The 25952-nt window shown below is 61.2% G+C and carries 20 protein-coding genes; 10 read left to right on the top strand and 10 right to left on the bottom strand.

Annotation, left to right across the window (positions count from 1 at the left end):
* Positions 1-288 precede the first annotated feature (288 nt).
* The 6 genes from MCG44_RS13465 to gpr all read right to left on the bottom strand — a co-directional run bounded on the left by MCG44_RS13465 (position 289) and on the right by gpr (position 6617).
* On the bottom strand, positions 289-2136 hold the full coding sequence (locus tag MCG44_RS13465) for an FtsX-like permease family protein (RefSeq protein WP_240288700.1): 1848 nt from the start codon (positions 2134-2136) through the stop codon (positions 289-291).
* A complete protein-coding gene (locus MCG44_RS13460; protein ID WP_147572800.1) occupies positions 2126-2893 on the bottom strand; it encodes an ABC transporter ATP-binding protein in 768 nt (255 codons plus the stop codon). The genes MCG44_RS13465 and MCG44_RS13460 overlap by 11 nt, the downstream gene beginning before the upstream one ends.
* A gap of 56 nt (positions 2894-2949) precedes the next feature.
* Positions 2950-3102: a hypothetical protein gene (locus tag MCG44_RS13455; protein ID WP_186852355.1), complete on the bottom strand. Its 153-nt coding sequence runs from the start codon at positions 3100-3102 to the stop codon at positions 2950-2952.
* 199 nt (positions 3103-3301) lie between these two features.
* Positions 3302-5086, bottom strand: a complete 1785-nt coding sequence (locus MCG44_RS13450) for an asparagine synthetase B family protein (protein ID WP_240288698.1) — start codon at positions 5084-5086, stop codon at positions 3302-3304.
* 133 nt (positions 5087-5219) lie between these two features.
* A complete protein-coding gene (locus MCG44_RS13445; RefSeq protein ID WP_240288696.1) occupies positions 5220-5525 on the bottom strand; it encodes a translation initiation factor 2 in 306 nt (101 codons plus the stop codon).
* A gap of 201 nt (positions 5526-5726) precedes the next feature.
* Positions 5727-6617, bottom strand: coding sequence for a GPR endopeptidase (gpr, locus tag MCG44_RS13440; protein ID WP_240288694.1), 891 nt, complete (start codon positions 6615-6617; stop codon positions 5727-5729).
* A gap of 198 nt (positions 6618-6815) precedes the next feature.
* On the opposite strand from gpr, the gene rpsT reads away from it, so the two are divergent.
* Positions 6816-7079 (top strand): 30S ribosomal protein S20, encoded by a 264-nt coding sequence (rpsT, locus tag MCG44_RS13435; RefSeq protein ID WP_147572797.1) that lies wholly within the window; start codon positions 6816-6818, stop codon positions 7077-7079.
* A gap of 105 nt (positions 7080-7184) precedes the next feature.
* Here the strand turns inward: rpsT and MCG44_RS13430 are convergent, their stop codons facing one another.
* A complete protein-coding gene (locus MCG44_RS13430) occupies positions 7185-9479 on the bottom strand; it encodes a sensor histidine kinase (RefSeq protein WP_240288692.1) in 2295 nt (764 codons plus the stop codon).
* A complete protein-coding gene (locus MCG44_RS13425) occupies positions 9454-10155 on the bottom strand; it encodes a response regulator transcription factor (RefSeq protein ID WP_186852351.1) in 702 nt (233 codons plus the stop codon). The genes MCG44_RS13430 and MCG44_RS13425 overlap by 26 nt, the downstream gene beginning before the upstream one ends.
* A 229-nt stretch (positions 10156-10384) precedes the next feature.
* Between MCG44_RS13425 and MCG44_RS13420 the strand changes: the two genes are divergently transcribed.
* The 6 genes from MCG44_RS13420 to MCG44_RS13395 all read left to right on the top strand — a co-directional run bounded on the left by MCG44_RS13420 (position 10385) and on the right by MCG44_RS13395 (position 19431).
* A complete protein-coding gene (locus tag MCG44_RS13420; protein WP_207721904.1) occupies positions 10385-11263 on the top strand; it encodes a YihY/virulence factor BrkB family protein in 879 nt (292 codons plus the stop codon).
* Positions 11264-11404: 141 nt separating this feature from the next.
* Positions 11405-16204, top strand: coding sequence for a nicotinate-nicotinamide nucleotide adenylyltransferase (locus MCG44_RS13415; RefSeq protein WP_240288690.1), 4800 nt, complete (start codon positions 11405-11407; stop codon positions 16202-16204).
* Positions 16205-16274: 70 nt separating this feature from the next.
* Positions 16275-17513 carry a lactate dehydrogenase gene (locus MCG44_RS13410; RefSeq protein ID WP_240288688.1) on the top strand — a complete coding sequence of 413 codons (1239 nt, stop codon included), beginning with the start codon at positions 16275-16277 and terminating at the stop codon, positions 17511-17513.
* A gap of 78 nt (positions 17514-17591) precedes the next feature.
* Positions 17592-17822: a hypothetical protein gene (locus MCG44_RS13405; RefSeq protein WP_186852348.1), complete on the top strand. Its 231-nt coding sequence runs from the start codon at positions 17592-17594 to the stop codon at positions 17820-17822.
* Between the two features lie 98 nt (positions 17823-17920).
* The gene (locus tag MCG44_RS13400; protein ID WP_240288686.1) at positions 17921-18328 is read left to right on the top strand and encodes a hypothetical protein; all 408 of its coding nucleotides are present in this window, start codon (positions 17921-17923) and stop codon (positions 18326-18328) included.
* A 44-nt stretch (positions 18329-18372) separates the two neighbouring features.
* Positions 18373-19431, top strand: coding sequence for a flavodoxin family protein (locus MCG44_RS13395; protein ID WP_240288684.1), 1059 nt, complete (start codon positions 18373-18375; stop codon positions 19429-19431).
* Positions 19432-19518: 87 nt separating this feature from the next.
* On the opposite strand, the gene malQ is transcribed toward MCG44_RS13395, so the two are convergent.
* Positions 19519-21027: a 4-alpha-glucanotransferase gene (gene malQ, locus MCG44_RS13390; RefSeq protein ID WP_240288682.1), complete on the bottom strand. Its 1509-nt coding sequence runs from the start codon at positions 21025-21027 to the stop codon at positions 19519-19521.
* Between the two features lie 260 nt (positions 21028-21287).
* Between malQ and MCG44_RS13385 the strand changes: the two genes are divergently transcribed.
* The 3 genes from MCG44_RS13385 (at position 21288) to MCG44_RS13375 (ending at position 24013) form a co-directional block, all read left to right on the top strand.
* The gene (locus MCG44_RS13385; protein ID WP_240288680.1) at positions 21288-21920 is read left to right on the top strand and encodes an AAA family ATPase; all 633 of its coding nucleotides are present in this window, start codon (positions 21288-21290) and stop codon (positions 21918-21920) included.
* A 26-nt stretch (positions 21921-21946) separates the two neighbouring features.
* Entirely contained in the window at positions 21947-22609 is a 663-nt protein-coding gene (locus MCG44_RS13380) for a gamma-glutamyl-gamma-aminobutyrate hydrolase family protein (RefSeq protein ID WP_240288678.1), read from the top strand.
* Positions 22610-22672: 63 nt separating this feature from the next.
* On the top strand, positions 22673-24013 hold the full coding sequence (locus tag MCG44_RS13375; RefSeq protein WP_240288676.1) for a D-alanyl-D-alanine carboxypeptidase family protein: 1341 nt from the start codon (positions 22673-22675) through the stop codon (positions 24011-24013).
* A gap of 55 nt (positions 24014-24068) precedes the next feature.
* Here the strand turns inward: MCG44_RS13375 and MCG44_RS13370 are convergent, their stop codons facing one another.
* Positions 24069-25934 carry an S-layer homology domain-containing protein gene (locus tag MCG44_RS13370; protein WP_186852341.1) on the bottom strand — a complete coding sequence of 622 codons (1866 nt, stop codon included), beginning with the start codon at positions 25932-25934 and terminating at the stop codon, positions 24069-24071.
* Between the last annotated feature and the right edge of the window lie 18 nt (positions 25935-25952).

The raw sequence follows: 25952 nt of genomic DNA, 5'->3' as shown, positions 1-25952 counted from the left end.
GAACTTTAGTAATTCCATAGTGATGGAATATAGAATTAAAATCTGAACTAGTTTCTTGTGCTTTTTGAATGGAAAGCAAGATTTTAGCTTCGTCAGGAGAAAGTGTATCCCATTTATGGTAAGTGGAGGCTTTATCCCTGCTTCCCCTTGAGTGTTTTCGAATGTCGTATCTATGGAAGAAGAAAATGCGGAGATTATACAAATTAGCAGCTTCAATTTTATGCTATATCCCGATAGCGCTAATCTTCTTCACGGCAGTCAGACACTGAGGCGTTTAGCTTCTCATTGCTATGCCTGTCTAGCCATCCGGCGGCAGGCCAGAGCGGTAGCCAGGAAGTAGCCCCCGTACACAGCTAGCAGGACCAGGGCGGTGACGGCGCTGCTGGCGGCGCTGTCCACCTTCCCGGCGGTGGAGATGAGCTCGTTGGCTGCTCTCATTCCAACGGCGGAATGGATCAGGGCCAGCCCGAGGGGGAGCAGGAAGGCCAGGGCCACCTGCTGGGTAGCTGATCGGGCCACCAGCCGTTCCTCGGCCCCCAGCTGGCGGAGGATGGCATACCGGCCGGTATTGTCCGCCCCCTGACTCAACTGCTGGAGGGCCAGCACGGCCGCCGCTGCCAGCAGGAACGTAAAGCCCAGGTACAGCCCCAGGAACAGGGCCAGGATCTTGTTGCCCATGGCCTCTTGATAGATGGTCAGCCGACTGTTGATGGACAAGTACCAGTTTTCCTCCTGGAACTGGCGCAAGGCGGCCATGACCTCCGCCTCCGTTTCCTCCGGGTTTCCGGCGTAATCCGCTGACCAGACCTGACGGCGTATTTTGAGTTCGGACGCCATCTCATCCGGAATAATGAGATAGCTTAACCCCAGATTCCCGGTGGTCAGCGTCACGTCGCTGCCCTCCTGGAGATGGGGCAGGGGGCCGCTGTACCCCGGTTTTCCCTGGCGGGCCAGCAGGGCGTTATAGTCGGACAGCCGGACGGCGGCGCTGGCCTCCTCAATGCCGGTGACGGAAGCGTCATTATAATAAAAGATGGTGTCCTGCTGCCAGGAAAGGGCGGAGGAGTTTACCCCGTGTTCTTCCAGCAGGGCGTCAAAGTCCATAGGCCCCAAGGCGTCGGCGTTCCGGTTCTGGACAGTGATATCGAAGGGGGACTGATAGCCGGTCATGGATTCGATGGTGCTGTTCAGTCCGACCGAGCTGGCGGTGATGCCGATGGCCAGCAGGAGGAGAATACACACCACGGTCTGGGCCAGATAAGTGGAATGGACCTTGCTGATCCACTGGCGCAGGGTAAACAGATTGAGATTTTTGTAGTAGAGCCGGGGCCGCCCCTGGACAAATTTCAACACAAAGCCGGACAGGGAGCGGAAAATGAGCAGGGTGCCCAGGGTACCAAGAGTCAGCATGGGGACGCAGATGGGCAGAACGGCTACGGCGATGGCCATGCCGAAGGTAAGCAGGATGGCATAGGCGGCGGCCAAAAATACAACGCCCAGCAGAAATTGGAACACGGCCACTCCCAGGGGGCGGGGCTTTAGCACTTCGTTTTTTCTCTCCCCCTGCATCAGGTCGATGAGCTTGGCCCGAGATACCTGCACACCGCTGAAGAGCATCACCAGCAGGAAGATGAGCCCAAAGTATAGGACGGTTTTGACCGCGGCCCCTGAGGAGAAGGTGATGGCCAGCAGGTCGGACACATCCATCTCGAACATGGACAGGGTGAGGGCAGACATCCCGTAGGAGGCGGCCACTCCAAGACCCAGCCCGGCGGCTAGGGAGAGGAGCCCGACAACTCCGGTCTCCAGAAAGAGCAGTCTTGAAACCTGCCCTTGGGACAGGCCCAGCAGGAGATAGGTGCCCAGCTCCCGCTTCCGCCTCCGGAGGAGGAAGCGGTTGGCATATAAGATCAGGCAGGCCAGCACCACCGCTACAAAGACGGAAAAGATGTCGATCAGCATGAGGATGGGTTCCACCATGGGGTTTTGATTTTGGGCCAGATAGACCATGGCCCCCTGCCCGTCGATGGAATTAAAGGTATAGAACAGGCACACGCCGAAGGTGAGGGTCAGCAGATAGACCCCATAATCCCGGAAGGACCGGCGCACATTCCGAAGGGCCAGCTTAGAGAACATCGGCCATCTCTCCTCCCATTTCAGACACCACACGGATGATTTTCTGGAAGAAGGCGCGCCGGTCCTCCCCTCCGCGGCGGAGCTCCAGGAAAATCTGCCCGTCCCGGAGAAAGACCACCCGGCGGCAGCAGCTGGCGGTGAAGGCGTCGTGGGTAACCATCAGGATGGTGGCTCCCATCTCCCGGTTCAAGTGTTCCAGCCGGTCCAGCAGGAGCTTGGCCGACTTGGAGTCCAGGGCCCCTGTGGGCTCGTCGGCCAGCACCAGGGCCGGCCGGGTGACCATGGCCCTGGCGGCGGCGCACCGCTGCTGCTGGCCGCCGGACATCTGATAGGGGTACTTGTTCAGACAGTCAGAGATACCCAGCAGTCCGGCCATCTCCTTCACCCGGCCGTCGATCTCCTGGGCGGGGGCCTTGACGATGGACAGCGCCAGGGCGATGTTCTCCCCGGCGGTCAGGGTGTCCAGCAGATTGCAGTCCTGAAAGATGAAGCCGAGCCGCTCCCGGCGGAACCGGGCCAGCTCCTTACCCCGCAGGGCGGTGAGCTCCCGGCCGTCGATAACGATGGAGCCGGCGGTGGGCCGGTCGATGGTGGACACGCAGTTGAGCAGGGTAGTCTTGCCCGAGCCAGAGGGGCCCATGACCCCCACGAACTCCCCCGCTTCCAGAGACAGGGACACCCCGTCCAGCGCGCGGGTGGCGGCCGCCCCTTTGCCATAGACCCGCCGAAGGTCTGTTACTGTTAAAATCTCTGCCATGATGTTCCTCCTTGTCATACTGTAAGCGCGGACAAAGCTGGCCCGCGGAGTAAACCCTATCGTCCGGGAGCCAGATAGGAAAAGGGAATGGGGGAAGCGGAGCTTGCCCCAGGCCCTCCACCCTGATAGGACACATCCTGGAGATAGGCTGCCAGCAGAGCCAGCACCAATACAGCCGCGCACAGTCCCGTCTTGATATGGTTCGTCATCGTATATCCGCTCCCTTCGGGGGATTACCCCTAAAACTGTATCAAATCATATCATACAGTTTTGACGATTGCTCTAAAGGAATTATGAGGATTTCATTAAAATTGTTTTAAAAAGAAAAATAAGAAAACGCCCCGGAAAACCGGGGCGCCAGGATAAGGAGGAAAAGAATGAGAGCAAAGAAAATTGGTTGCGCCGGTGTCATACCGACAGATGGAATGCCTCCATCCAGCGGTTGAGCTGAACCAGATAGGCCATGACATGGGCCTTCGGGATGGAGGAGCCCACGGGAGCGACGCCATCCTCCATAAGGAGGCGGCGCAGGGCCCGCTCCTCCGCCAGAGGGCGGATCGGGGCGTTGGTGTCGTCCAGGAGACGGGCCAGCCTGGCCCGAACCAGTTGCCCATACAGGGATTCTGCGGCAAGGATGCGGGGGAGAACGGCCTGGTCCCGGACTGCCTGGGGGAGAAGGTCCTCTGTCCCGTCCCGCAGCAGCTGAAGGGGTCTGCCGTTGGCCGTCTTCATGGACCAGGGGATGTTCCAGGCGTACTCCACTAAAAGGTGGTCGCACAGAGGGGAGCGGAGGTCTAGGCCGGAGGCCCGGCCCAAACGCTCGTTGCGGGCCAGCAGGGCGGGAAGGAGCCAGTTGAAGGCCAGCCAGCTCTCCCGGCGGCGCTGTGTCTCTCGAGGACTCTCACCATCCAGTGTGGGACAGCGATCTAGGAGCCGGGACAGGTGGTCCCTGCCGTGTTCCTCCACTCCAGAGGAGTGCCACAGACCGGGATCAAAGATCTGCCTGCCTAGGGGCAGGGCGGTGGACCGGGGGAGGGGGAGAAAAGTCCCGCCTTCCCCCTCCGGCCAGAGGGAGCCGCCCAGAATACAGCCGCCCCCAGTCCCTGTGAGGACCGTGTGGCAGGTCCCGGAGACCTGGAGGCAGAGAAAGAACAGTCCGGCGTCCGACAGGGCCATGGCGGGAAACTCCAGAATCTCCCCTTCCTCCTCCATACAATTGACCAAGGAGGGCAGGGGACACTCCAGAGCGCGGTGCCGGGTATGAAAGGCATCGGCCACCTGTCGGATGGAGGATTCCCCTTTCCGCTGAAGGGACCAGGTGTCCAATGGCGGCCGCCCATCCTCAGTATACGCCAGGGCGGCGGCCGCGGTTACAAATGAGGAGGAAAGACTGCCCGACAAAAAAGAGCCCAGTGCAGGTGGGCCGGCCAGCTCCCGGCGGACAGCCTCGTCGGCCAGCTGGCGGACCCTGGCGGCGGTGGTGGGGTAGTCGTCGGGGTGCGGACGGCTTTCCAGCGCCCAATAGGGGTGGACACTGACCCCGTCCGGGGAAAAGATCAGCAGGGAGGCGGGGGGCAGCAGATGGATACCCTCAAACATTTCAATGCCGGGCGGTGGGACTGGAGCCAGGCTCAGAAGCTGCCGTAGGCCGTCCTGACTCAGCCGAGGGGCCAGACCGGGGAAACAGAACAGGGCCCGCTGCTGGGAAGCAAAAAGAAAGGTGCCGTCCACCCAGGTCCAGAACAGAGACCGCCCTCCCAGCCGGTCCCGGCAGCAGAGGAGCCGCCCGGAGCCCCCGTCCCAGAAGGCGTAGGCAAAGGAGCCCCGCAGCCGTCTGGGCGTCTCTACTCCCCAGAGGATACAGGCGGCAAGCAGAGTTTCCGTATCATCGTGGGAGTCAAGGGGAAAACCGGCTTCCGCCAGCTCCCGGCGAAGCTCCGGGCCGTTGGTCAGGGCCCCATCCCATACAAGGGCGTACTCCGCCCCCTCCCAACCCCGGACCATGGGCTGACGGGCCTGGGGCGCCAGACCCGCCGGCCGGCGGTGGACCAGCACACAGTGCCGGCTCTGCCATAGGCCGCGCTCCACAGGCTGAGGGCAGGTCAGCCCCTCTCCCATCTGATGGGCCTCTTCCCGGCGGGCCAAAGTGCCGCCGTCACGAAAAAAGTCGCAGGATCCACAGATACCAGACATAAGTACATACGCTCCTTTATGGGATCAATTTGGAGTGTCCGCCCGGAGCCGGTCCGGCGGCGGAGGCTGGCTGCCCCGCAGAGAGTGGGAGGGGGCCTGCCATCTCCATTCTATTCCGCCGCCGGGAGAGGGCTCACAGCAGCAACAGCCACACCGTCCAGCCCAGAGAGGCCAGAAGGGCCCCCGCCGCTCCCCAGACGGGACCGGGCAGCCGCTCCAGCCGCCGGTTCCAGGCCCGACCCTGCTTGAGATAGCCATCCGCCGCCTGACGGGCCTCCTTCAAGACCCGGTCGGCGCTGACGCCCTCCCGGGCCAGAGCCTCCTCCTTGACAATAAAAATGGCCTCCTCAAAGAGCCGGGGGTCCGGGGACTTGACCAGGATGACCTGGCGGGTGATGCCCTTGACCATATCTGCCACATCCTTTCCGGGGATCCACATTCCCAATCATGGAACTAGTGTGTCCACTTTTTGGCCGGTATATTCTCCCTTGTCCCACCCGTAGACTAGGCGTGGAGGAAAAGGGGGGACGTTGTGAAGGAAAAGCAGTGGCAGCGGCTGGCAGGGCTGGCTCTGATTTATGTGGTAAATGTGGTCCTGATCTGGCTTGCCCAGAAGCTGTGAAAGAAAGAGGGGGAGCGGTCAGCTCAGGAGCAGCTCCAGCTCCTCAATGGTCAGGCCGGGCTGGAGGGCCAGATCGATGGCGTAGCCGATGATTTTGGACAGGTCGCCCACCTGACTGTCGATGTCCTTGGGGGTGACCAGCAGGTCCCGGCCTTCCCCAAGATCGGGCAGTTCTTCCACGCCCATCAGATCGGCAGCGAGGGTGGCGGCGTCCACCACCGTGGGAACCCCGATGGCGATAACGGGCACGCCTAGGGACTTCCGGTCCAGCCCCATCCGGTGGTTGCCCACCCCGGAGCCAGGAGTGATGCCGGTATCCGTCAGCTGCACGGTCCGGCACAGCCGGTGGAGGGAGCGGGAGGCCAGAGCATCCACGGCGATGACACAGTGGGGACATATCTTTTCACACAGGGACTGGATTAGCTCGCCGCTTTCCACCCCCGTGGTCCCCATGACCTCCGCCGCCAGGGAGGCCACAGGCCGGAAGGCGCCAAACGTCTCCGGCATCTGGCGGACCAGGTGCCGGGTTACCAGAGTGTAGTTGTGGACCTTGGGGCCGATGGCGTCCGGGGTGATGGCCCGGTTGCCCAGCCCGGCCACCAGCACCAGCCCCTGGGGAGGAATATTCTTCAGCAGCAGGGAGAGCTCGGCGGCCAGGGCCTGTATCGAGCGGGCGAAGATGTCCCCCTCCCGGCTGGCCAACCCCTCCAGAGTGAGAGTCACATAGCGGCCCTTGGGCTTGCCAAGGGCCTTTTCCCCCTCCTGGTCCAGAATGTCCACTGTGGTGACAGGCAGGCCCTCCCGTTCTCCATCCCTGGCCTCCACCCCAGGCAGCTTGGTGGTCTCTCCGGCGCTCTCCTGCCACAGCTCCCTGGCTTCCAGGGCCAGGTCGGTCCGGCGCATAGTCATGACCATCCCTCCTTCACGCTATATCTTGTGCGGATGATTTCTTTGCGCCCCTAGTCTTTGCGCCACATTCCGTTCTATCCAAAAAATCTGGAAAAAATGAAAAAAACAGTTGATTTTTTCAAAAACCGATGGTACAATACATATCTGCACAGGCGTACTGTGCTCAAATCAACGATAAGATCGGAGGAGGTGTTTGGTTTGCCGAATATCAAGTCTGCCAAGAAGCGTGTGCTGGTCAATCAGGCCAAGGCCGCGCAGAACAAGGCCGCGAAGTCCGCGCTGAAGACCGAACTGAAGAAGTTTGACGCCGCTGTGGCGGAAGGCAACCGCAGCGAGGCCGATGTCGCCTATAAGGTGGCCGTCAAGGCTGTGGACAAGGCCGCTGCCAAGGGGCTGCTGCATAAGAACAACGCTGCCAACAAGAAGAGCAGCATGACCATCAAGCTGAACAAGCTGGCCTAAGGGCCGATGTGGGGAAAGCCGTCTGTACTGACAGACGGCTTTTTTCGTATCTGAATCAAAACACGGGGACGAAAGTTCGTCCCCGTGCCGAGAGCAGTATTTTATTCACCGCGCGAGAGGAAAAATGACTGTGGCGGTGAACAGGTCCGCCTCTGTGGTGATTTCCAGCACACCGCCGCAGGCCTGGGTGAAGGAGTCCGCGATGGACAGCCCCAGACCGGAGCCGCCGTCGGTCCGGCTCTCATCCCCCCGGACAAAGCGGGCGGTGTAGTCCACTCCCGGCTTTAGCTCGGCGGCGGAGGTGTTCTGCACGCTGGCCCGGGCCTGTTCCCCCTCCACGGTCAGGGTCAGATAGACCCGGGAGCCGGGCAGGGAGTATGCTAGGGCATTGGACAGCAGATTCTGGAAGACCCGGTACAGCCGGTCGCTGTCCGCCGTGATGGGGATACCCTCATCCGGGATGGAGGGCCGCAGGACCAGACCGCTGTTCTGAATCGCCTGGTCCATGTCCGCCAAGGTCTGTCGAAGCAGCCGGCCCAGGTCCAGCCGCTCCAGTTTTACCGGAAGCTGACCGGTAGCGGCCTTGCTTACCTCGAATACATCCTGAACCATAGCCCGCAGCCGATGGGCCTTTTCCTCCAAAATAGCCACATATTCGCTGGCCGGGGGATTCAGGGGCTCCTGGGCCAGCAGCTCGGTGTAGCTCAGGATGGAGGTCAGGGGGGTCTTCAGATCGTGGGATACGTTGGTGACCAGCTCTACCTTCATCCGCTCGCTGCGGGTGCGCTCCTCCACCGCCTGGTGGAGGCCCTGCTGGATGTGATTCAGGTCGTCGGCCAACTGATAAAGGCCGTGATCCGGGGGCAGATCCAAAGGCCGGTCCATTTCTCCCGCCCGGAGCCGGGCGGTGTGGTTGGCCAGGGCCCCCAGGTCAGTCCAGATATTCTTCTGTCGCCCCAGGGCCCATACCAACAAGAGCAGTGCCGACATACAAGGTCCTAGCACTAGGAAATACCACCACAGGGGATCGGGCCAGCCCTCATTTGACACAATAACTAAAAAGAGATAGCCCGCCATCAGTCCCAGCGCTCCGAAGGTCAGCCCCGTCAGCCCAGCCAATCGGCTCATTTGCTTCTGGATAGGACGACTTAGCTCCCGGGCGGCCAGCATTCCCAGCACGCCGTGCCGCCAGGGCTTTTTGTTATACCGCCAGTCGTTGATGATGAGCAGGTATAGTCCCCAGAGCACCGCCAGCAGGCCGGGAGCGTGGTCTGCCAGCTGGGGCAGATACTCCCGCAGCAGCCAGCCGTGGTTCTCCGACAGAGTGGTCACCGCCGTACCGATGCCAATGGCCTGCTCAAAGGAGTAGCCGTATTCGTAAACGGGTTCGACAGAGACCCACTCTCCCGTTTCGGGGTCATAGGTAGCGGCGGAGGTGGAGCCAGAAGCAGTGCTTTGTGGCGTGTCGCTGTACACCAGATCCTGCCATACATCCCCCAGATACTGCGTCCGGGGCATACAGAAAAACACCAGCAGGAAAGCCAGGACGAGCTTCGCCTCAAACCATATCCTTCCCGTCCCACGGGCCAGAAGTCGGTCGGCCCGCTGTTTGTCCTTCCGCAGAAGAATATACACCAGGAACAGCGCCCCTCCCACACCCATGCAGGCGGCGTGGGCGAGGATCGTTTCTCGATAGATCTGTAAATTTTGCTTTAAATAATACAGCTCGTTATACTCTTTTGTCCCGGAATTGCCATAGTCCCCCCTAATAAAGATATGCGGCTCGTCGATGACCGCCATGGTTACCCTGACTTTGCTCCCTGCCTCATCTATGGTAAAGTTTTTGTAGCCGGGGACATACCACTGATAGGGCTCGTCAATATTCTGATAGCGGTAGTAGCCATCACCATAGATGTCCAGCTCGACACCGTCCCGCCAGGCCCGGACCTTCGCTCCGTCGAACTGGAGCAGGAATCCATAGCCATCGGGGAGCTGTGCCGCCGTTGTAGAGGAGGTCAAAGTGTCACTGTTGCTGTAAAGTTCTTTTCCTTCTCGCTCAATGCGGTAGAGGATGTTCAAGTCTTCCTTCATGACGTTGTGAAGAGAGCGGACCTTTGTATCCCGTAGCCCCCAGTCGCCCCCGTCATAGCCATTGATATCCCCAAAGACATCGCCTCCGGCGCCCATAGTGATCAGCTGCACCAGCCGGGCGCTGATAAAGCCCTGAAACTCTGTGGTATCCCGCCAGTCGGCTTGGAAGCTGTCGGAGATCCACCGGCGGCTGCCAGAGGAGGTCAGCGCCGTGCCAAAGTACAGGGCCCCCTCCAGAAGCATGGAGATCCCCAGCAGGAAGGCCAAAAACCCGGCAGCCGCTCTACTTTTTTTCCATTTTGTATCCAATGCCCCACACCACCTTCAAATAGTCTGGTTCCCGAGGATTCAGCTCAATTTTCTCCCGAATGCGGCGGATATGGACCATTACCGTGTTATCGGAGGCGAACGCGTCTTCCCCCCAAACCCGGCGGTAGATCTCCTCCGCTGGAAAGACCCGGCCCAGGTTCCGCATCAGCAGGTCCACGATGCCTGTTTCGGTGGCGGTGAGACGTACCTCATCCCCATCCGCCGTCAGGGCGCGGCGGTCCGGGTCATAAACCAGCCGGCCATTGACGATGGCCCCAGCGGGGGCGGCATTCACATCCCCCAGCCGGGTATACCGCCGAAGCTGACTGCGGACACGGGCCACCAACTCCTGGATGCCGAAGGGCTTGGTCATATAGTCGTCCGCCCCCATGGACAGGCCAAGCACCTTGTCGCTCTCCTCACTCTTGGCGGACAGGAGAATGACGGGCAGGTTCCGGCGCTCCCGGATGCGGAGGACGGCGGACAGGCCGTCCAGCCTGGGCATCATCACATCCATCAGAATGAGCCGCAGGTCCGGGTCCAGGGCCTTGTCCAGCGCCTCCATGCCGTCGTAGGCCCGAAGCACCCGGTAGCCCTCCTTCTCCAGGGCGGCGGTGATGGCCCCCACGATCTCCCGGTCGTCGTCCACCACCAGGATAGCCGCTTGTTCAGCCATGAAAACAGCTCCTTCCTCGGTCACTGGATACAGGATAACAGAGATTCCTTACAGATTTCAGCGGATATCTCTTACAAATCTCTTACAGTTTACGACGGATACCCCAATTCATCAAGGGGATTTTCCCAGACAGGCCGGGGGATCAGAGGGAAGAAAGACCTCGCCCCCGAAAACATACTTTTTTTGACAGGCGGGACCAGTACAATGGTCTGAGAAGGAGGGACCTCCTATGGTGAAAAAGCTGATAACATTTCCGCCCGTGGCCCTTGCTCTGGAGATGGCCCACACCTACATCCGGGTGGGTGTGGCCCGGTCGGCGGCGGCCCTGTCCTATTTTTTGATTTTGACTCTGTTTCCCATGCTGTTGTGTGTCAACTACTTCATTGGGCTGTTCCATCTAGACTTGGAGCAGCTCCTGACCGCCCTGGACCAGCTGCTCCCCGCCCAGGCTCTGGCCATTATGGAGGACTATCTGGCTTACGCGGCGGACATCCAGTCCCCAGCCCTGTTGGCCGCCGGACTGTTTACCATCCTGGTTTCAGCTTCCGCCGGCATCCGTACCCTGTTTCTGACCATGGACGAGCTGTACCAGGTCAGGCGGAACAACGGACCGGCCCGGTTTCTTCTCAGCCTGGGGCTGTCTCTGCTCTTTCTGCTGACTATCTACCTGTCCGTGGTGGTAATCTTCACCGGGGACTGGTTCTTTGGCCTGCTTCAGACCCATCTGCCCCCCAGAGTGGTGGAGCTGATCCCGCTGCAGGCGCTGTCCGGGCTGTGGCGATGGACCCGCTATCTGTTGCTCTTCTTCTTTTTCCTGCTGCTGGTGCTGGTGATCTATCGGGTAGGGACGCCTAGAGACCGGGCCGGGCGTCGGATCGTGCGGGGAGCCGCCCTGCTGGCCTCCCTGGCCATGGTGGCCTGCTCCGTCCTCTTCTCTTGGTTTATCGGCCTGTCTTCTCGGTATACCTTGGTGTACGGCTCCTTGGCCTCGCTGATCATCCTGCTGGTATGGCTGTATTTCTGCGGAAATATCCTGCTTTTGGGGGCAATCTTCGGCCAGGTTGCGGCCCGGAGGGGAGAGAGGAGGCGGCAGGGCCCGCCCGCGTGAGATGCGGGCCGCCCTATCCCGCAGCCTCCCAGCGTGTGGCCATTTTCTCGGCCGGATACACTTTCCAAACCGGCAGGGATGTGTTACACTTTTTACAATAGTATCCCGTGCCACACGGGCGCGGAGAAAGGCGGGCCCACTATGAATGACAAGCTGATTCGTCAGATCACCGGCGAGATCGCCGAGGCCCTGGTATCCCGAAAGCTGGCCGCGATTCCCAACCGAAAGGCCGCCCAGGCCCTGCTGAAGTCCTGCGGCATGGCCGAGAGCCTGGCGGCCCTGTTTCCCATCCGGGAGCGGTTGAGCTGCGTACGGGTGCTGGAGCTGTGCGCCCCGGCCCTGGAGCGTCTCTGTCCCCAGGGACCGGAGAAGGGGTGGGAGCCCTTTATCTATCAGTATGTGTGCCGGCTGATGTTCCCAGAAAACGGCTTTGCGCCGGAGGCCGGCCGGTATGCCCAGGGGGCGGAGTTCTATCTCACCGTACTCCAGGTCCTGCTGGACCATGAGCGGGCTGCCCTGCCCTTTGACCCAATGCTGGACTTCCAGTTTTTGACGGAGGAGGAGTACTCCCTCTGCGACCAGGCAAAGGAGTACCGCTGGTTTCTGGCTGCGTGGCGGGAGGAGTTCGTCTACGAACTGATGCGGATGGGATTGGAGGTTACTCCCTTCCGTGCCCTGAATCATATTGCCGGCGTTCACTATATCGCTATGACGGCGGCCAGAGGTCTGGCGGAGGCTCAGGTGGACGTGGATCTGGCCCTGATCTCCGCCGCGGCCGCTGCCCACGATGTGGGCAAATTCGGCTGCCGGCCTAGGGAGCGGGTGCCCTACCTCCACTATTACTATACTGACCAGTGGCTGCTGGGCCGGAAGATGGAGGCGGTGAGTCACATCGCCTCCAACCACTCGACCTGGGATCTGGAGTTGGAGTCCCTGTCCGTGGAGTCCCTGCTTCTTATCTACGCCGACTTCCGCTGCAAGCAGGAGCGGGACCAGGAAGGAAACGAGGTGACCACCATTTTTCCCCTGGATCAGTCCTTCCAGGTCATTCTGTCCAAGCTGGACAATGTGGACTATGAGAAGCGCCGCCGGTATGAGTTCGTCTATGGAAAGCTTCATGACTTCGAGGACTATATGCGTTCACTGGGGGTAGACGTGGACCTCACTGGCCGCCCCCAGCCTCCGCTGCCCCACAAGGACCCGGCGCTCATGGATCCGGAGGAAACGCTGGAGGGGCTGATTCTGCTGTCGGTGGATCACAATCTGCGGCTGATGCACATGCTGTCCAACGAGCAGAAGTTTGGCAACATCATCGAGGAGGCCCGCTCTGTCAAGAGCTGGCAGCAGCTGCGGGCCTATCTGAATATCTTTGAGGAATATTTTACCTATCTGTCTGTCCGACAGAAGACCCAGGCCCTGTCCTTCCTCTACGAGCTGCTGATGCACCGTGAGGGCGATATCCGCCGCCAGGCCGGTGGCCTCATCGGCCAGCTGATCGCCCGTTTCCACCTGGTGTACCGCAAGGAGGTGCCCGCCGACGCCCAGAGCGACCCGGCGGAGGAGGTACCCTTTACCCTGTGGGAGCAGTATCTGGACATGATCATTTTTCCAGACCACAAGACCACCCCCCAGCAGCGATCCCACATCGGCTATACTCTGAAGCTGGTCATCGGTTCTATGCTGGACCACGCCCGGCCGGGAGATATTCCCCGGTTCCTGGGGGCCTTTCTGCGCTATTTTGAGACCCCAGAGGACACCATCCCAGACACCGCCTTTACCCTGCTGGATGCGGTACGTTACCTGCCGCCCCAATACTACGGAGATGACGTCCGTGGCAGGCTGATCGAGTTTGCCGCCCACTTTATCAGGTCCGACGACCTGCGCCTGGTCACCGCCGCCCTGGAGTTCCTGCGGGAGGCGGAGCGGTCCATCCCTCGGAGCCATCCCCAGATGGCCCGCATCGCCCAGGTGGCCCGACAGGCTGGCTCCGACCAGCTGACCACAATTTTCCTGAAGTATAAGATCTTAAGCCGGGCCGGGGAGGACGCCACCCCTCTGGAGCAGACTCTGTACCAGTTGGACATCACCAGCGAGGTCTTTTTGGACAACCTAAAGACGGCTACCCCCTGGATCGTCAAGGTGGCCGGCGTGGAGCTGCTCCGGGACCAGGTGGAATACGGGATGCGCACCCATATTCTTCACATCGCCACCCACTTTTCCAACCTGGTCAAGGTATCTGAGCGGGTGGTGGTCCGGCATACCGCCGGCTCCGCCCTGGTACGCACTCTGTCCCTGCTGCGCCGGGACCAGCGCAACGAGGTAGTGGTGGAGCTGGGCAAAGGGCTGGAGATGGGACAGTACGAGATATCCAAATATATCCCCCAATACCTGGGGGAGGCCGCCCTCTATCTTTACCCCTCTGAGCTGGACGAGCAGGTGCTTTGGCTCAAGGGGCTGCTGGGCTCCCCCAACGACTCCGCCGTATCCGGCGCCCTGAATACCATTGGAGTCCTCTTACAGCACTATCCCGCCTACCGGGATCGCTTTCCTGAGCCGGACAAGCACTACGAGGGCCGGCGGCAGGAGCTGCTGGGACTGCTTCTCCAGGGGCTGGCCCACTATCGGGAGGCAGTGCGGCAGGAGGCCCTGCTGGTGACTGGCAAGCTCCTCTTTGAGTCCCCCATCCTGGACATGGAGGAGAAGGCCCGGCTCTTTGCCCTGTGCTACCGCAAGCTCCTTTTCCTGACACAGGAGACCACGGGGCACAGCAGCTTGACCTTCTTCTACCGGGCCGCCGCCCTGGCCCATATCAACAGGTTCATCGCTCTGCGGCGGCTGGACCAAGGGCCTTTTCAGTTCTCCTGCCCCACGAAGATCGCCTTTTTCCCTGGCACCTTTGACCCCTTCACCCTGTCCCACAAGGGCATCGTCCACGCCATCCGGGACCTGGGGTTCGAGGTCTATCTGGCTGTGGACGAGTTCTCCTGGTCCAAGAAGGCCCAGCCCCACCTGGTCCGCCGGCAGATCGTCAACCTGTCTATTGCCGGGGACTTCCACGTCCACCTGTTCCCGGACGACATCCCGGTGAATATCGCCAATCCCAGGGATCTGAAGCGGCTGGTGGAGCTGTTTCCCGGACAGCAGGTCTATATCGTGGCGGGCAGCGATGTGGTGGCCAACGCGTCCTCTTACAAAACGGAGCCCAGGCCCTTCTCCATCCACCACATGGACCACGTCATCTTTCGCCGGGCGGGAGAGGCGGAGCTGCCGCAGCCCCTGCCCATCACGGGGCGGGTCATTCAGCTCCAGCTGCCCCACCATCTGGAGGACATCAGCTCCTCCCGCATCCGGGAGAACGTGGACCTGAACCGGGACATTTCCAACTTCATCGACCCGGTCATTCAGGACTTTATCTATCAAAACGGCCTCTACCTCCGGGACAGCCAGGACAAGCCCCTGCTCTATGCCGGGGACTTGGAGTTCCAGTGGGTGAAGGACCCCTCCCCGCTGCTGCTGGCGGACATCACCGCCGGTCATCCCGAGGGGGAGGCCCTGCGCTCCGCCATTATCCGGAAGGGGGACCAGCTTCTCCTTCTCCACCGTACCGGGGAGGAAGGGAAGCTGCTGGGCTATGCCAGCTACCGCTATCTGGCCTCCTCCGACCTGTTCCCGGCTACCGAGGACCCGCGGCTGGCGGACCGCCTGCGGCTGCGGGCGGGGGGAAAGGTGCTGCTTATTACTACCCTGTCTGCCGACCGGACCGACCGGCATAAGGACTACGGCCAGCTCATCCTGAGCGAACTGCTGGCCCGAGCTCTGGAGGAGGAGTATGTTTACGCCGTGTTCTCCCCCCACGACGGAAAGCTGCCTCAGGAGCTGGGCGACATCCTGTCCCGGTCCGGCTTTGTGGACCGGGAGGGGGGCGGTACCGCCATCTGGGAGGTGGATATGCGGACGCCCACAGTGCTTATCCAGAATTTGGAGACCACCATTCAGGAGCCTCTGTCCGGCAATCCCAGGGTGCTGTCCGCGATCCGCCGCGGGCACGAGCGGCTCCAGCGGGCTATGACCGGCCTTTATCCCGGCTGCCTGGTGCTGACTTTGTCCACCGATATCATCCACCACCGCCTGCTGGAGAAAATCACGGCTTATAACAATGTCCCCGCCACCCCCACCACCCCCAGGACGCTGGGCGAGGATATGTGTGTCCCCTTCGGCAAGATGCTCCGGGGAAAGATTGTGCCCAACACGGTGACCAAGACCATCCACACCGACAAGGTGTTTACGCCTGATCTGTCGGAGAGCGTGATGGAGGCGTTCCCATACTATGCCCCCATCCCCAGCCAGATCCGCACCATCAAGTCCTTCAATCGCCCGGTTATCCTGGTGGACGACCTGATGCACCCCGGCTTTCGGATGGGGAGTCTGGACCCCATCCTTCGCCAAGAGGGGGTGGATATCCGTATGGTGCTGGTGGGTATCCTGTCCGGCTATGGCCGGGATCTGATGCGCTCCTGGGACCGGCCGGTGGACTGCGTCTACTTCCTGCCCCGGCTGCGCCAGTGGTTCGTAGAGGCCACCCTGTATCCCTTTATCGGCGGCAATACGGTCCGCCGGCCCGCCTCCCCGGTGCCGGGGCTGCTGCCGGGCATCAACCACATCCTGCCCTATGCGGCGCCGCCCTACCAGGATGAGTGCGGTCGGGAAGCTGTCTTTCAACTGTCACGCACCTGCCTGGAGGCCGCTCTGGATGTGATGCGGGTGCTGGAGCGGGAGTACCGGGTCCTCTATGGCCGCAACCTGACCCTGTCCCGGCTGCCAGAGGCGGTCGTCCTGCCCCTGTGCCCGGACAAGGGTACCTGCTTGAGCTACGACCCCAATTTGTCCCCCTCCGTCTATCTGGAGAACGACCTGGAGCAGCTTCTCCGTCAAAACGGATGACAGCGGAGCTGCCACGCTTGTGCCCCCTGTGTCCCAACCGCTGAAACTGTAAAAAGGACAGGTGATCTGTATGTATTATTACCGCTGGAAAGGGGCTGCCCTGGTTTCTCCAGCCCCTCTGGAGGGCTTCGGCCCTGAAACCGATCCTGCCGCCGACGGCCCTATTTTTGCCCTGGTGCCCGGAGATCCGGTTCTGGGCCGGGGCTCGTTCCGGGTAAATCACCCCGGCCAGCTGCTGGCCGGCCACGGGCTGGAGGCGCTGGATGCCTCCCGCCTGCCCTGGGTGGAGGCGGACCCGGCCCTGTCTGCCGCCATCACAGAGGGGCGGCTCACCGCCGTCAACCCTGGCCGGGCGGGGTGGGAGGCCCTCCTCGCCGCCTCCCCCAAAGAAGGGAAGAAACGGGTGAATCTCCTGGCCATCGGTGATGTGGGCTCCACCCTGCTCACCGGGCTGAAGCTGCTGGGGGGAGATGTGATCTCCTCCATCGGTATCTGTGACCTGTCCGACCAGATCACCGCCCGGTGGGAGTTTGAGATGGGGCAGATCTCCCTGCCTTGGGAGTACAGCGCCTTCCCCGAGGTGGAGATCATTTCTCCGGAAAATCTCTTTGACTGCGACCTGTTCGTCTTTGTGGCCTCCCGTGGTATTCCCCCGGTGGGCTCCCAGGTGAAGGATGTGCGGATGGCCCAGTTCGAGGCAAACGCCGCCATCGTCAAGGGCTACGCCCGCATGGCGCGGGAGAAGAAGTTTCAGGGACTGTGGTGCGCGGTGTCCGACCCGGTGGACCCCCTGGCCAAAACCGCCTATCTGGAGAGCAACCGGGACGAGAATGGAAACTGGGACGGCCTCGGCCTGCGGCCGGAGCAGGTACAGGGCTTCGGCCTGGGGGTGATGAACGCCCGGGCGGCCTACTTTGCCAAGCGGGACGCCAGATTCGCCTCCTTTCTGACAGAGGGCCGGTCCTTCGGGCCCCACGGCACCGGGCTGACCATCGCCAACTCCATCAAACATTATGATGAGGCCGTCTCCCAGGAGCTGACCCGCCTCACCGTCACTGCCAATCTGAAGATGCGGGAGATCGGCTTTAAGCCCTATGTGGCCCCCGCTCTGTCCTCCGGGGCCCTGTCTCTGCTGCTTACTCTCCGGGGGGAGTGGCACTGCGGTTCTGTCTTTCTGGACGGGGTCTATATGGGGGTGAAAAACCGTTATACCCCGGCAGGAATCGAAACAGAGCTGCTGCCCCAGATCCCGGACCCTCTGTTTGGGCATATTAAGGATGCGGCGGAACACCTGAAAGAGATTTTGTAGAGAGCGGCGTCCTCGAAGTCTGGCCTTTTCCGCCCGGCCTCTTTTTAACATTTACTGTAATAAGGAGGACAGAACAGAATGAAACGGAGCAAAAAAGACACTCTGATTTCTATTGTCATCCTGCTTGTGTTTTTCATCCAGCTGAAGCGTGGGTTCAATCCCCCTGAGCTGGAGACTGGTATGATTCCGGGTGGACTTTTTCTCAGCACTGAGGAGGGGGTTGTCGTTTCGGCCATTCTGTCCGCCTTGCTGGTGTGGGGCATCCTTGAGCTCTTGTTCTGGGTATATACCAAGATCAGGAAAAAATAACTTGGTCAGCTGCTTTGTTTTACCATGCGGACATCCTACCTTGAAAGAAGGCGATTTTATGTCCCTTACTTTGCCCTGGATTATAAAGGAGGTACTCCATGAGAGAAAAAATTTTGGCCCACCCTATCCGCTGGCTTATCGGTCTGTGTGCTTGTCTGGTGTTTTTCGGTTGCTTCGGCTTCCCTATCCACAATTTCACCACAGGGCGGCGGTTTGGCAGCTGGTATTTGCTGTTAGCGCTCTGCTTCTTTTACTATGAAATCGGACAGATTCTGGGTGTGCTGCATAGCCGGTGCAAGGTGCGGAGATCAGCCGCCCTGGCCCTCGGTATGACGCTGCTGGGGCTGGCCTGCCGGTTCTTGATGGAGTTTGGCGAGGTGTCCAATACCGAAGACTTTACGATCCCCAATGTGGCGCTCCACCTCTTTGTTGTCGTGGCGCTTACCACCCTGGGGTCCCTGTCCCCTGTCGTGGACAACCAGCGGCCGCCCCTGAGAAAGGGCTGAGTTTTCCGATTCCCAGCACATCAACTTTTGAAGAAGGCGATCTCATGTCCCTCGTTTTGATTCATCCATACCCTGACCGACCGGAGGCGGACACCCGCCTGTCCGGCATTCTCGCCCACGCCCTGGCGGGCCGGGCGGGGAGGACCATCCGCACCGCGGAGGAGCTGGAGAGGCTAGAGGGCCAGAGGCTCCTCTTCGCCCTGCCTCTGGGGGCGGAGGGAGTGAACCTGGAGTATGTCAGGGTGCTGGCCCGGATGCGCCGGGAGCCGGAGCTACTGGCGGGCTGTACTGCCGGGCTGATCGTGGACGGGACCTCTCACCTGTACACCAAGTCCGCCGCCGCCGAGCTGACACTGGCCGCCAACCTGGCGGGCTGTTCCTTTGTGGGCCGCCCCCTGGTGGAGGGGACGGGAGACCTGTCCAACTTCAAGGTCCAGGCCAATAATCTGGGGACGGACCTGGCGGGAGCCTACCGGGCTGCCGCCCAAGAGCTGACAGAACGGCTGGAGCAGCCCGCTGATTTGACCCAGGACAGCCCGGAGCTGCTGGTGCTCCACGCCTCCAGCCACCATACCTCCAACACCATGGCCCTGTGGGAGCAGACCAAAAAGCGGCTGGGGGGCCGGTTTATTTATACGGAAATCGGTTTGCGCAATGGCACCCTGTCCGACTGCTCCGGCTGCCCCTACACCATGTGCCTCCACTTCGGAGAAAAGGGGGGGTGCTTCTACGGCGGGCTGATGCAGCAGGAGGTCTATCCCGCTGTCCGCCGGTGCCAGGGGGTGGTTATGCTGTGCCCCAATTACAACGACGCTCTGTCCGCCAACCTCACCGCCTTTGTGAACCGGCTTACCGCCCTGTTCCGCCAGACCCGCTTTTATGACAAGGCCCTGTTCGCCATCGTGGTTTCTGGCTATTCCGGCGGGGATATTCTGGCCCGCCAGCTCATTGCCGCCATGAACATGAACAAGTCCTTTTTCCTGCCGGGGAAGTTTGTCATGCTGGAGCGGGCCAACGACCCAGGGGAGGCCCTGGCCGCTCCAGGCGTGGGGGAGAGGCTGGACCGCTTTGCCGGCGATATCAAGCGGACCCTGCTGAAATGAAGTGCCGGAGCCGCCCCAAAAGGGGCGGCTCCGGCGTTTTGTTACAGAGCTAGGAACGCCTGCGGTAACAGAAGCTGGGATTTCCATTCAGCGGGGCCCGCCATTTTCATTCTGACTGGGAAGGCGCTGATATACCTTCATCTCCCGGTGAAGCCGCCGGGCCAGCTTAGGGCCGTAGCTGCCGGGAAGGGCGCGCCACTGCCAGTTACCGCCCAGGGTGGAGGGAATGTTCATTCGGGCCTCGGAGCCCAGGCCCAGCAGGTCCTGCATCTGGACCATGGCCAGACCGGCGGGGGAGGCCCAGGCCGCCCGCATCATCCCCCAGTGGTATCCCTCCCCGCGGCTCAGGCGCAGATACTCCTTGGCAAAGGCGGCCTCTTTCCGGGGGGCGGAGGCCATCCAGCCGCGGATGGTGTCATTGTCGTGGGTGCCGGTGTAGACCACGCAGTTGGTGGGGTAGCAGTGGGGCAGATAGGCGCTGCCCAGCTCCCGGCTGCCAAAGGCGAACTCCAATACCTTCATTCCAGGATAGCCGGTTTCTTCCAGCAGGCGGTGGACCTCCGGAGTGAGAAAGCCAAGGTCCTCGGCGACGATGTTCTGTTTCCCCAGGGCGCTGTTCACCGCCTGGAAAAAATCCAGGCCGGGGCCGGGCCGCCAGCGGCCGTTGCGGGCGGTGGTGTCCCCGTAAGGGATGGCGTAATAGGACTCGAAACCCCGGAAGTGGTCGATGCGCAGCGCGTCATAGAGGCATAACTGATAGCCTACGCGGTGCAGCCACCACTGGTAGCCGTCCCGCTTCATCCGTTCCCAGTCAAACAGGGGGTTGCCCCAGAGCTGGCCGTCCTCAGAAAAGGCGTCCGGGGGACACCCGGCCACTTCGGTGGGACAGCCCCGGTCATCCAACTGAAACTGCTTCGGACTGGCCCACACGTCGGCGCTGTCCAGGGCGGTGTAGATGGGCAGATCCCCCAGGATGGAGACGCCCTTCTCGTTGGCATAGGACTTCAGCTTTTTCCACTGCTGGCAGAACAAATACTGAACACCCTTCCAGAAGTTCACCTCGCCAGCTAGCTGAGTCCGGGCCGCCTCCAGGGCGGCGGGCTCCCGCAGCCGGATCGGCCGGGGCCACTCCTGCCAGGAGCGGCCGTCAAACCGCTCTTTCAGGGCCATAAACAGGGCGTAGTCCTCCAGCCAGTCAGCCTCGCCCAAACAAAAGGAATGGAAGCGGGCATCCCCCCGCTCCAGCAGCCGGGCGCAGGCCTTCCGCAGAACGGGATAGCGCGTTTTGTATAGCAGCCCATAGTCCACACGGGCCGGGTCCTCCCCCCAGTTCAGACGCTGATATTCCTGCCGCTCCAGCAGTCCCTCCGCCGCCAGATCATCCAGATCGATGAAATAGGGATTACCGGCCCAGGAGGAGAAGGACTGGTAGGGGGAGTCGCCATAGCTGGTAGGGCCCAAGGGCAGGATCTGCCAGAAGGACTGTCCGGCAGCGGCCAAAAAGTCGATGAACTCCCTGGCCGCTGCCCCCAGGGCGCCGATGCCCCAAGGGGAGGGGAGGGAGGAGATGGGCAGTAGCACCCCGGCTTTTCTCACGTTGGAGTCCGCCTTTCTGTCTGTTCTTGCCGCCCCGGATCAGAGGGGGCGGTATCTTATTTTACCCCCTGGGGGGGCGGTCCGCAACCGTTTTATCAGGGAAAACCGGAGGAATGGCCTTCTCAGAGCTGTTTTAGGGTCCGGCCCAGTTTTCCATTGTCATTTTTCGGTTTATCCGCTATAATATATTTAACAACAAAAGAAAATTTGTTGGATACCTGACGGTTTGGTATCATATCTTTAGGATCAGGAGGCGCACTATGAGTAATTACGTCATTTCCATCAGCCGCGAATTTGGCAGTGGAGGCAGACTGATTGGCAAGCGCCTGGCTGCCCAGCTGGGCATCCCATGCTATGACCGGACCATCATCCAAAAGACAGCGGAGAAGAGCGGCCTGTCCCCGGACTTTATTGCCCGTGCGGAGGAGCGGGCCCGCAGCCGCTTCCATTTGTCCATCACCCCCATCGGGATCGGGACCCCCGCCTTTGCCCACCAAGGTGTGCCCGTCAGCCACCAGGCCTTTTTCGCCCAGGCCGACGTGATTCGGGAGCTGGCCGACGAAGGCCCGTGTGTTATTGTGGGGCGGTGCAGCGACTATGTGCTGGGGGATCGGCCAGAATGTCTGAAGGTCTTTGTCCACGCCGATCTGCCCAGCCGGGTGACCCGGTGTGTGGAGGAGTACCACATCCCGTCAGACGACATGGAACGGCGCATCATCCAGATGGACCGGGGGCGCGCTAACTACTACAATTATTACACCGGCCACACCTGGGGCGATATGCGCCGCTATGACCTGACCCTTAATTCCAGCACTTCTGGTATTGCCGGAGCGGTGGAGCTGATTTGCGCGCTGGTCCGGTCCAGAGCGGCGGTAGACGCCCAGCAGAGCTGACCGGGCCCCATCAGAGAGGAGCTTTTATGGACCATCTCCCTTCCATCCAGATTTCTGGTCAGGCCGGACGTATGGATAACTACTGTCGGGCGGCCTGTGAAACAGGGGCGAGGCCTGTCCCCGGCTGCTGCCCATCCCCTGACCTGTCCTGCGCTGGGCTCATCCTGTGCGGAGGCGGGGATATGGACCCTGCCCTCTTTGGGCAGGAAAACCGGGGCTCCCAGCCCCCGGACCGGCAGAGAGACCAAGCGGAGCTGGAGCTGTTCTGGGCCTTTTTTCAGGCGGGCAAGCCAATCCTGGCAATCTGCCGGGGGATGCAGGTGGTCAATGTGGCGCTGGGGGGCACCCTGCTCCAAGACCTGCCGGGAGAAATCAGACCTTTCCATGGCGGCGGGGAGGAGGACCGGGTCCACCCTGTACGCAGCCGGGAGGGCACTCTGCTCCACCGGCTGTACGGCCCCATATTCCCGGTGAACAGTGCCCACCACCAGGCGGTGGACCGACTGGGTGAGGGACTGGAGACCATCGCTTGGGCGGAGAGCGGCTTTCCGGAGGCTTTGATTCACACACAGCGGCCGGTGCTGGGGGTCCAGTTCCATCCGGAGCGGATGTCCTTTGACCAAAGACGGGGGGATGCGGTGGATGGAGCGCCGATCTTCCAATATTTTATGGACCTGTGCCGGGGCTAGGCCCGGCCGTATACTGACAGAGAACGGCGGAGCTGTTCCGCCTGAGGAGGATATTATATCACCATGCGCAGCTTTTTCCCGAAGGGCCGCCTGTCCAGGATGTTGGCGGCTGGACTTTTGGTATTTTTGCTCCCGGCGGTGGTCTTTGCCATACCGCCAGAGGAGCCTGGGGATCCCTCGCCCCTGGTGCTGGACAACGGCGACCCGGCGGCAGCCTACCGGGATGTGTCCGCTCTGCTGGCCCGGAGGGGGCTGGAGCGGGACCAAATCGCCCAGGTTTGGAGCCGCCTGGACCGAGAGCTCTATCACCGGCTGATGGAGGGAGCGCTGTCCCAGCGGGAATTGGAATTGCTGGTCCTGCCCTACTGCCATGTGGAAAATATGGGCCGCTATCTGGACTACGGGGAGCGGCACCCGGAGCTGACCACAGAACAGGTGGCGACCGAGGTGAATATCGGCCTGGACCGCCCATTCTATCAGGGAATCCAGATGGTGGAGGACCCGGACAGCCAGACCGTCCTGGTCAATAAGTACCACCAACTCAGCCCGGACTATAAACCTGATCTGGTCCGGATGGGGACAGCCTATACTTATGGGACAGCTTATCTCCAGCGGGAGGCCTGGGAGCAGTTCAAGGCCATGGCGGACCAGGCCCGGACGGAGGGGATTCGGCTGTGGAACGTATCCTCCTACCGCTCCTATGGGACACAGAAGCGGGTATATGACCGATATGTGTCCCAGGATGGTCAGAGCCTGGCGGACACCTATTCCGCCCGTCCAGGCTCCTCGGAGCATCAGACCGGACTGGCACTGGACATCAATACCGCCAGCGTCCAGGCCCACTTTGAGAACACGCCCACCTACGCCTGGCTGGTAGAGCACTGTGCGGAGTACGGATTTATCCTCCGCTATCCAGAGGGGAAGGAGCGGATCACCGGCTACCGGTTTGAGCCCTGGCATTACCGCTATGTGGGCAAGGACATTGCCAAGCTCTGTATGGAGCGGGACTTGACCTATGAGGAATATGTGGCCCGCCTCCCTGTCCAGGGCACAAATGGCGTGCCGGCTTTGTACATACAGGGACGGGAGCTGGAGCTGGGCTCCGGCGCTCTGATGCTGGAGGGCAGAGTTTACCTCTCTGCCGGCCGTCTGGCCCAGGCGCTGGGGTGGCGGGTCGGAACCACATTCGGCGGGGAGGAAGTCGTCCTGTACGGCGGGGAGCACTGGTATACGCTGACGACCGGCCAGAACAGTCAGCGGGACGGCCAAAGGGTAGAACTGTCCGCCCCGGCGCTGATGCTGGAGGGGGAGCTGTACCTGGCCCTGGATGACTTGAATTTCCTGTTGGAGCTGGATCTCGGCTTGGAACAGACCTATGTTTCCGATACCACTCCTGCCATGTGACAAATAAGACCGCCCCGGCGCCTTTTCAGGCGCCGGGGCGGTCTTTCTGTTTTAGTTAGATGCTTCGGGCTACGATGACCCGGATACGGCCTCCCAAGGATTCAGACTTGTCATACCAGCCACTTAGCTCAAAGCGGCCGCCCTGGACTCTGGCCAGGGTGGACAAATAGTACGCCCCGTCCTGGTACTCGTAGACCATCAGATTGTCGGAGAGGGTATATCCCTTGGAACCGGACAGGAACTGGCCCCCGCTGGCCTCGCCCTTGCCGGCGAGTGTCAGGGAGTAGAGCCCGTCAGGATGGGCAGGGTCGCCCTTAATGCGGATCGGCCCCCGCTCCACAGGGTAGCGGGTCGTGCTCTGGGGAAGGGAGATCTGCTGTCCTCCTACATCCAGCTCGTAGCTGTAATAGGAGGAAAATTCCCCGGCAGACGTACTCTCCATGCGGGTGAGGATGCCGTACCGGTAAGCGTCGCCGGTCACATCGTTGAGTACCAGTGTCTCGATTTCACCGGAGCCGTTTAGGGAGTGGTACTTGACCATGCTGTCGGTCAGTTCCAGTCCGGCCAGACGGCTGGGATAGATCCGCGCGCCCTGCCCATCGCTGACATCCAGAATCTCTGCACCCTCCGCAAAGGGGTGGCTGCCCAGCTTGGTGCCGGCGGCGTTCACCTTGCCGGTGAGAGAGGCGCTGGTCAGGCCCTTCAGGGTCACCTTCCCCTGGTCATCCACCGCGGCTCGGACCAGGGCTCCCTCTTTGACAGAGCTGGTGGTCTGATAGCGGTAGGTCTGGCCATCCGTGGACAACAGCGTCACAGTTTTGGCCTGATAGGTGCCGCCCTTGCCATCGGGGTAAGAGGAATTGGACACTGAGGTGACCACGCCCACCTGCTGGCTCTCATCGGCGGATAGGGCCCCTATCACAGCGGCCACACCCCCCTCGCGTCCCAACAGCAGGGTCACTGTGTCGCCCAGAGCATATTCTCCCAGTGTGGAAAGGGAATAGGCGGCAGAGGAGGTTTCAATGGTGCAGGTCCTTCCAGATACCGTGACAGAGGTAGGGTTAGAGGCGCTGGGCTCCAGGGCCTGGATCGTGCCTGTTACCTTGTCGGAGTAAGCCCACAGGGTGCGCATGGCCCGGTTCCAATAGACCACGTCGTAGTTCTGAATGGCAGACAGCGTGGACACGCCGCCGTTGCGGTAAACCTTGGCCTGGGCCGGGTCAAAGGAGAGGGAGGACTGCCAGTTCCCCTGTGCGACCACCGGGCCCTCCATCTGTCCGCTGATCAAGGCCACCAGGTCGATTTCACCAGCGGCGTTGAGGGAATAGCCGAGACTCTCCAGGTAGGGACGCCCCTCCTTGGTGTTGGCGGTCATCAGGTTATAGAACAGGTACATGGCATCCTGCCGGGTCAGAAGGGTAGAGGGCCCGGCAGCGGTCACACCCTGGTCCAGCTTTAGACTGTGATACATGGCAAGCTGTCCGGTGGGGTAGGCGCCTGAGAAATCACTGGGGCCATAACCCAGAAGCTGCAGGGCAATGGTCACGCCCTCGGCCAGACTGATCTCCCGGTTGGGGCGGAAAGTACCGTCTGTGTAGCCGGATACCAGTCCAGCGGCCACTCCCGCCTCCACATAGCCGGAGGCCCAGTGGCTCCGTGGGACATCGGGGTAGGGGGAGGTGGCGGCCTGACCAATTTGCTCCCCGCCGGGCGTGGCTTTGACAGCCATGGTGATAAACTCCGCACGGGTGACCCGGCTGGACAAATTCATGTTGCCATTGGTGTCCCCCACCATGATGCCTAGGGCGTTGACCACCTGGATGGCCTCCTCCTGCTGGGGCTGGCTTGCCGCGCGAGCGGGGAGAGCCAAGCCCAGCACCAGACAGGCGGTCAACAGGGCGGATGTGAATTTTTTTCTCATTTTAATGGCTCCTTTTTT

Source organism: Lawsonibacter sp. OA9, from assembly GCF_022440585.1.
The sequence above is the reverse complement of the archived record's forward strand: the minus strand, read 5'-3'. Positions and strand labels throughout refer to the sequence as shown.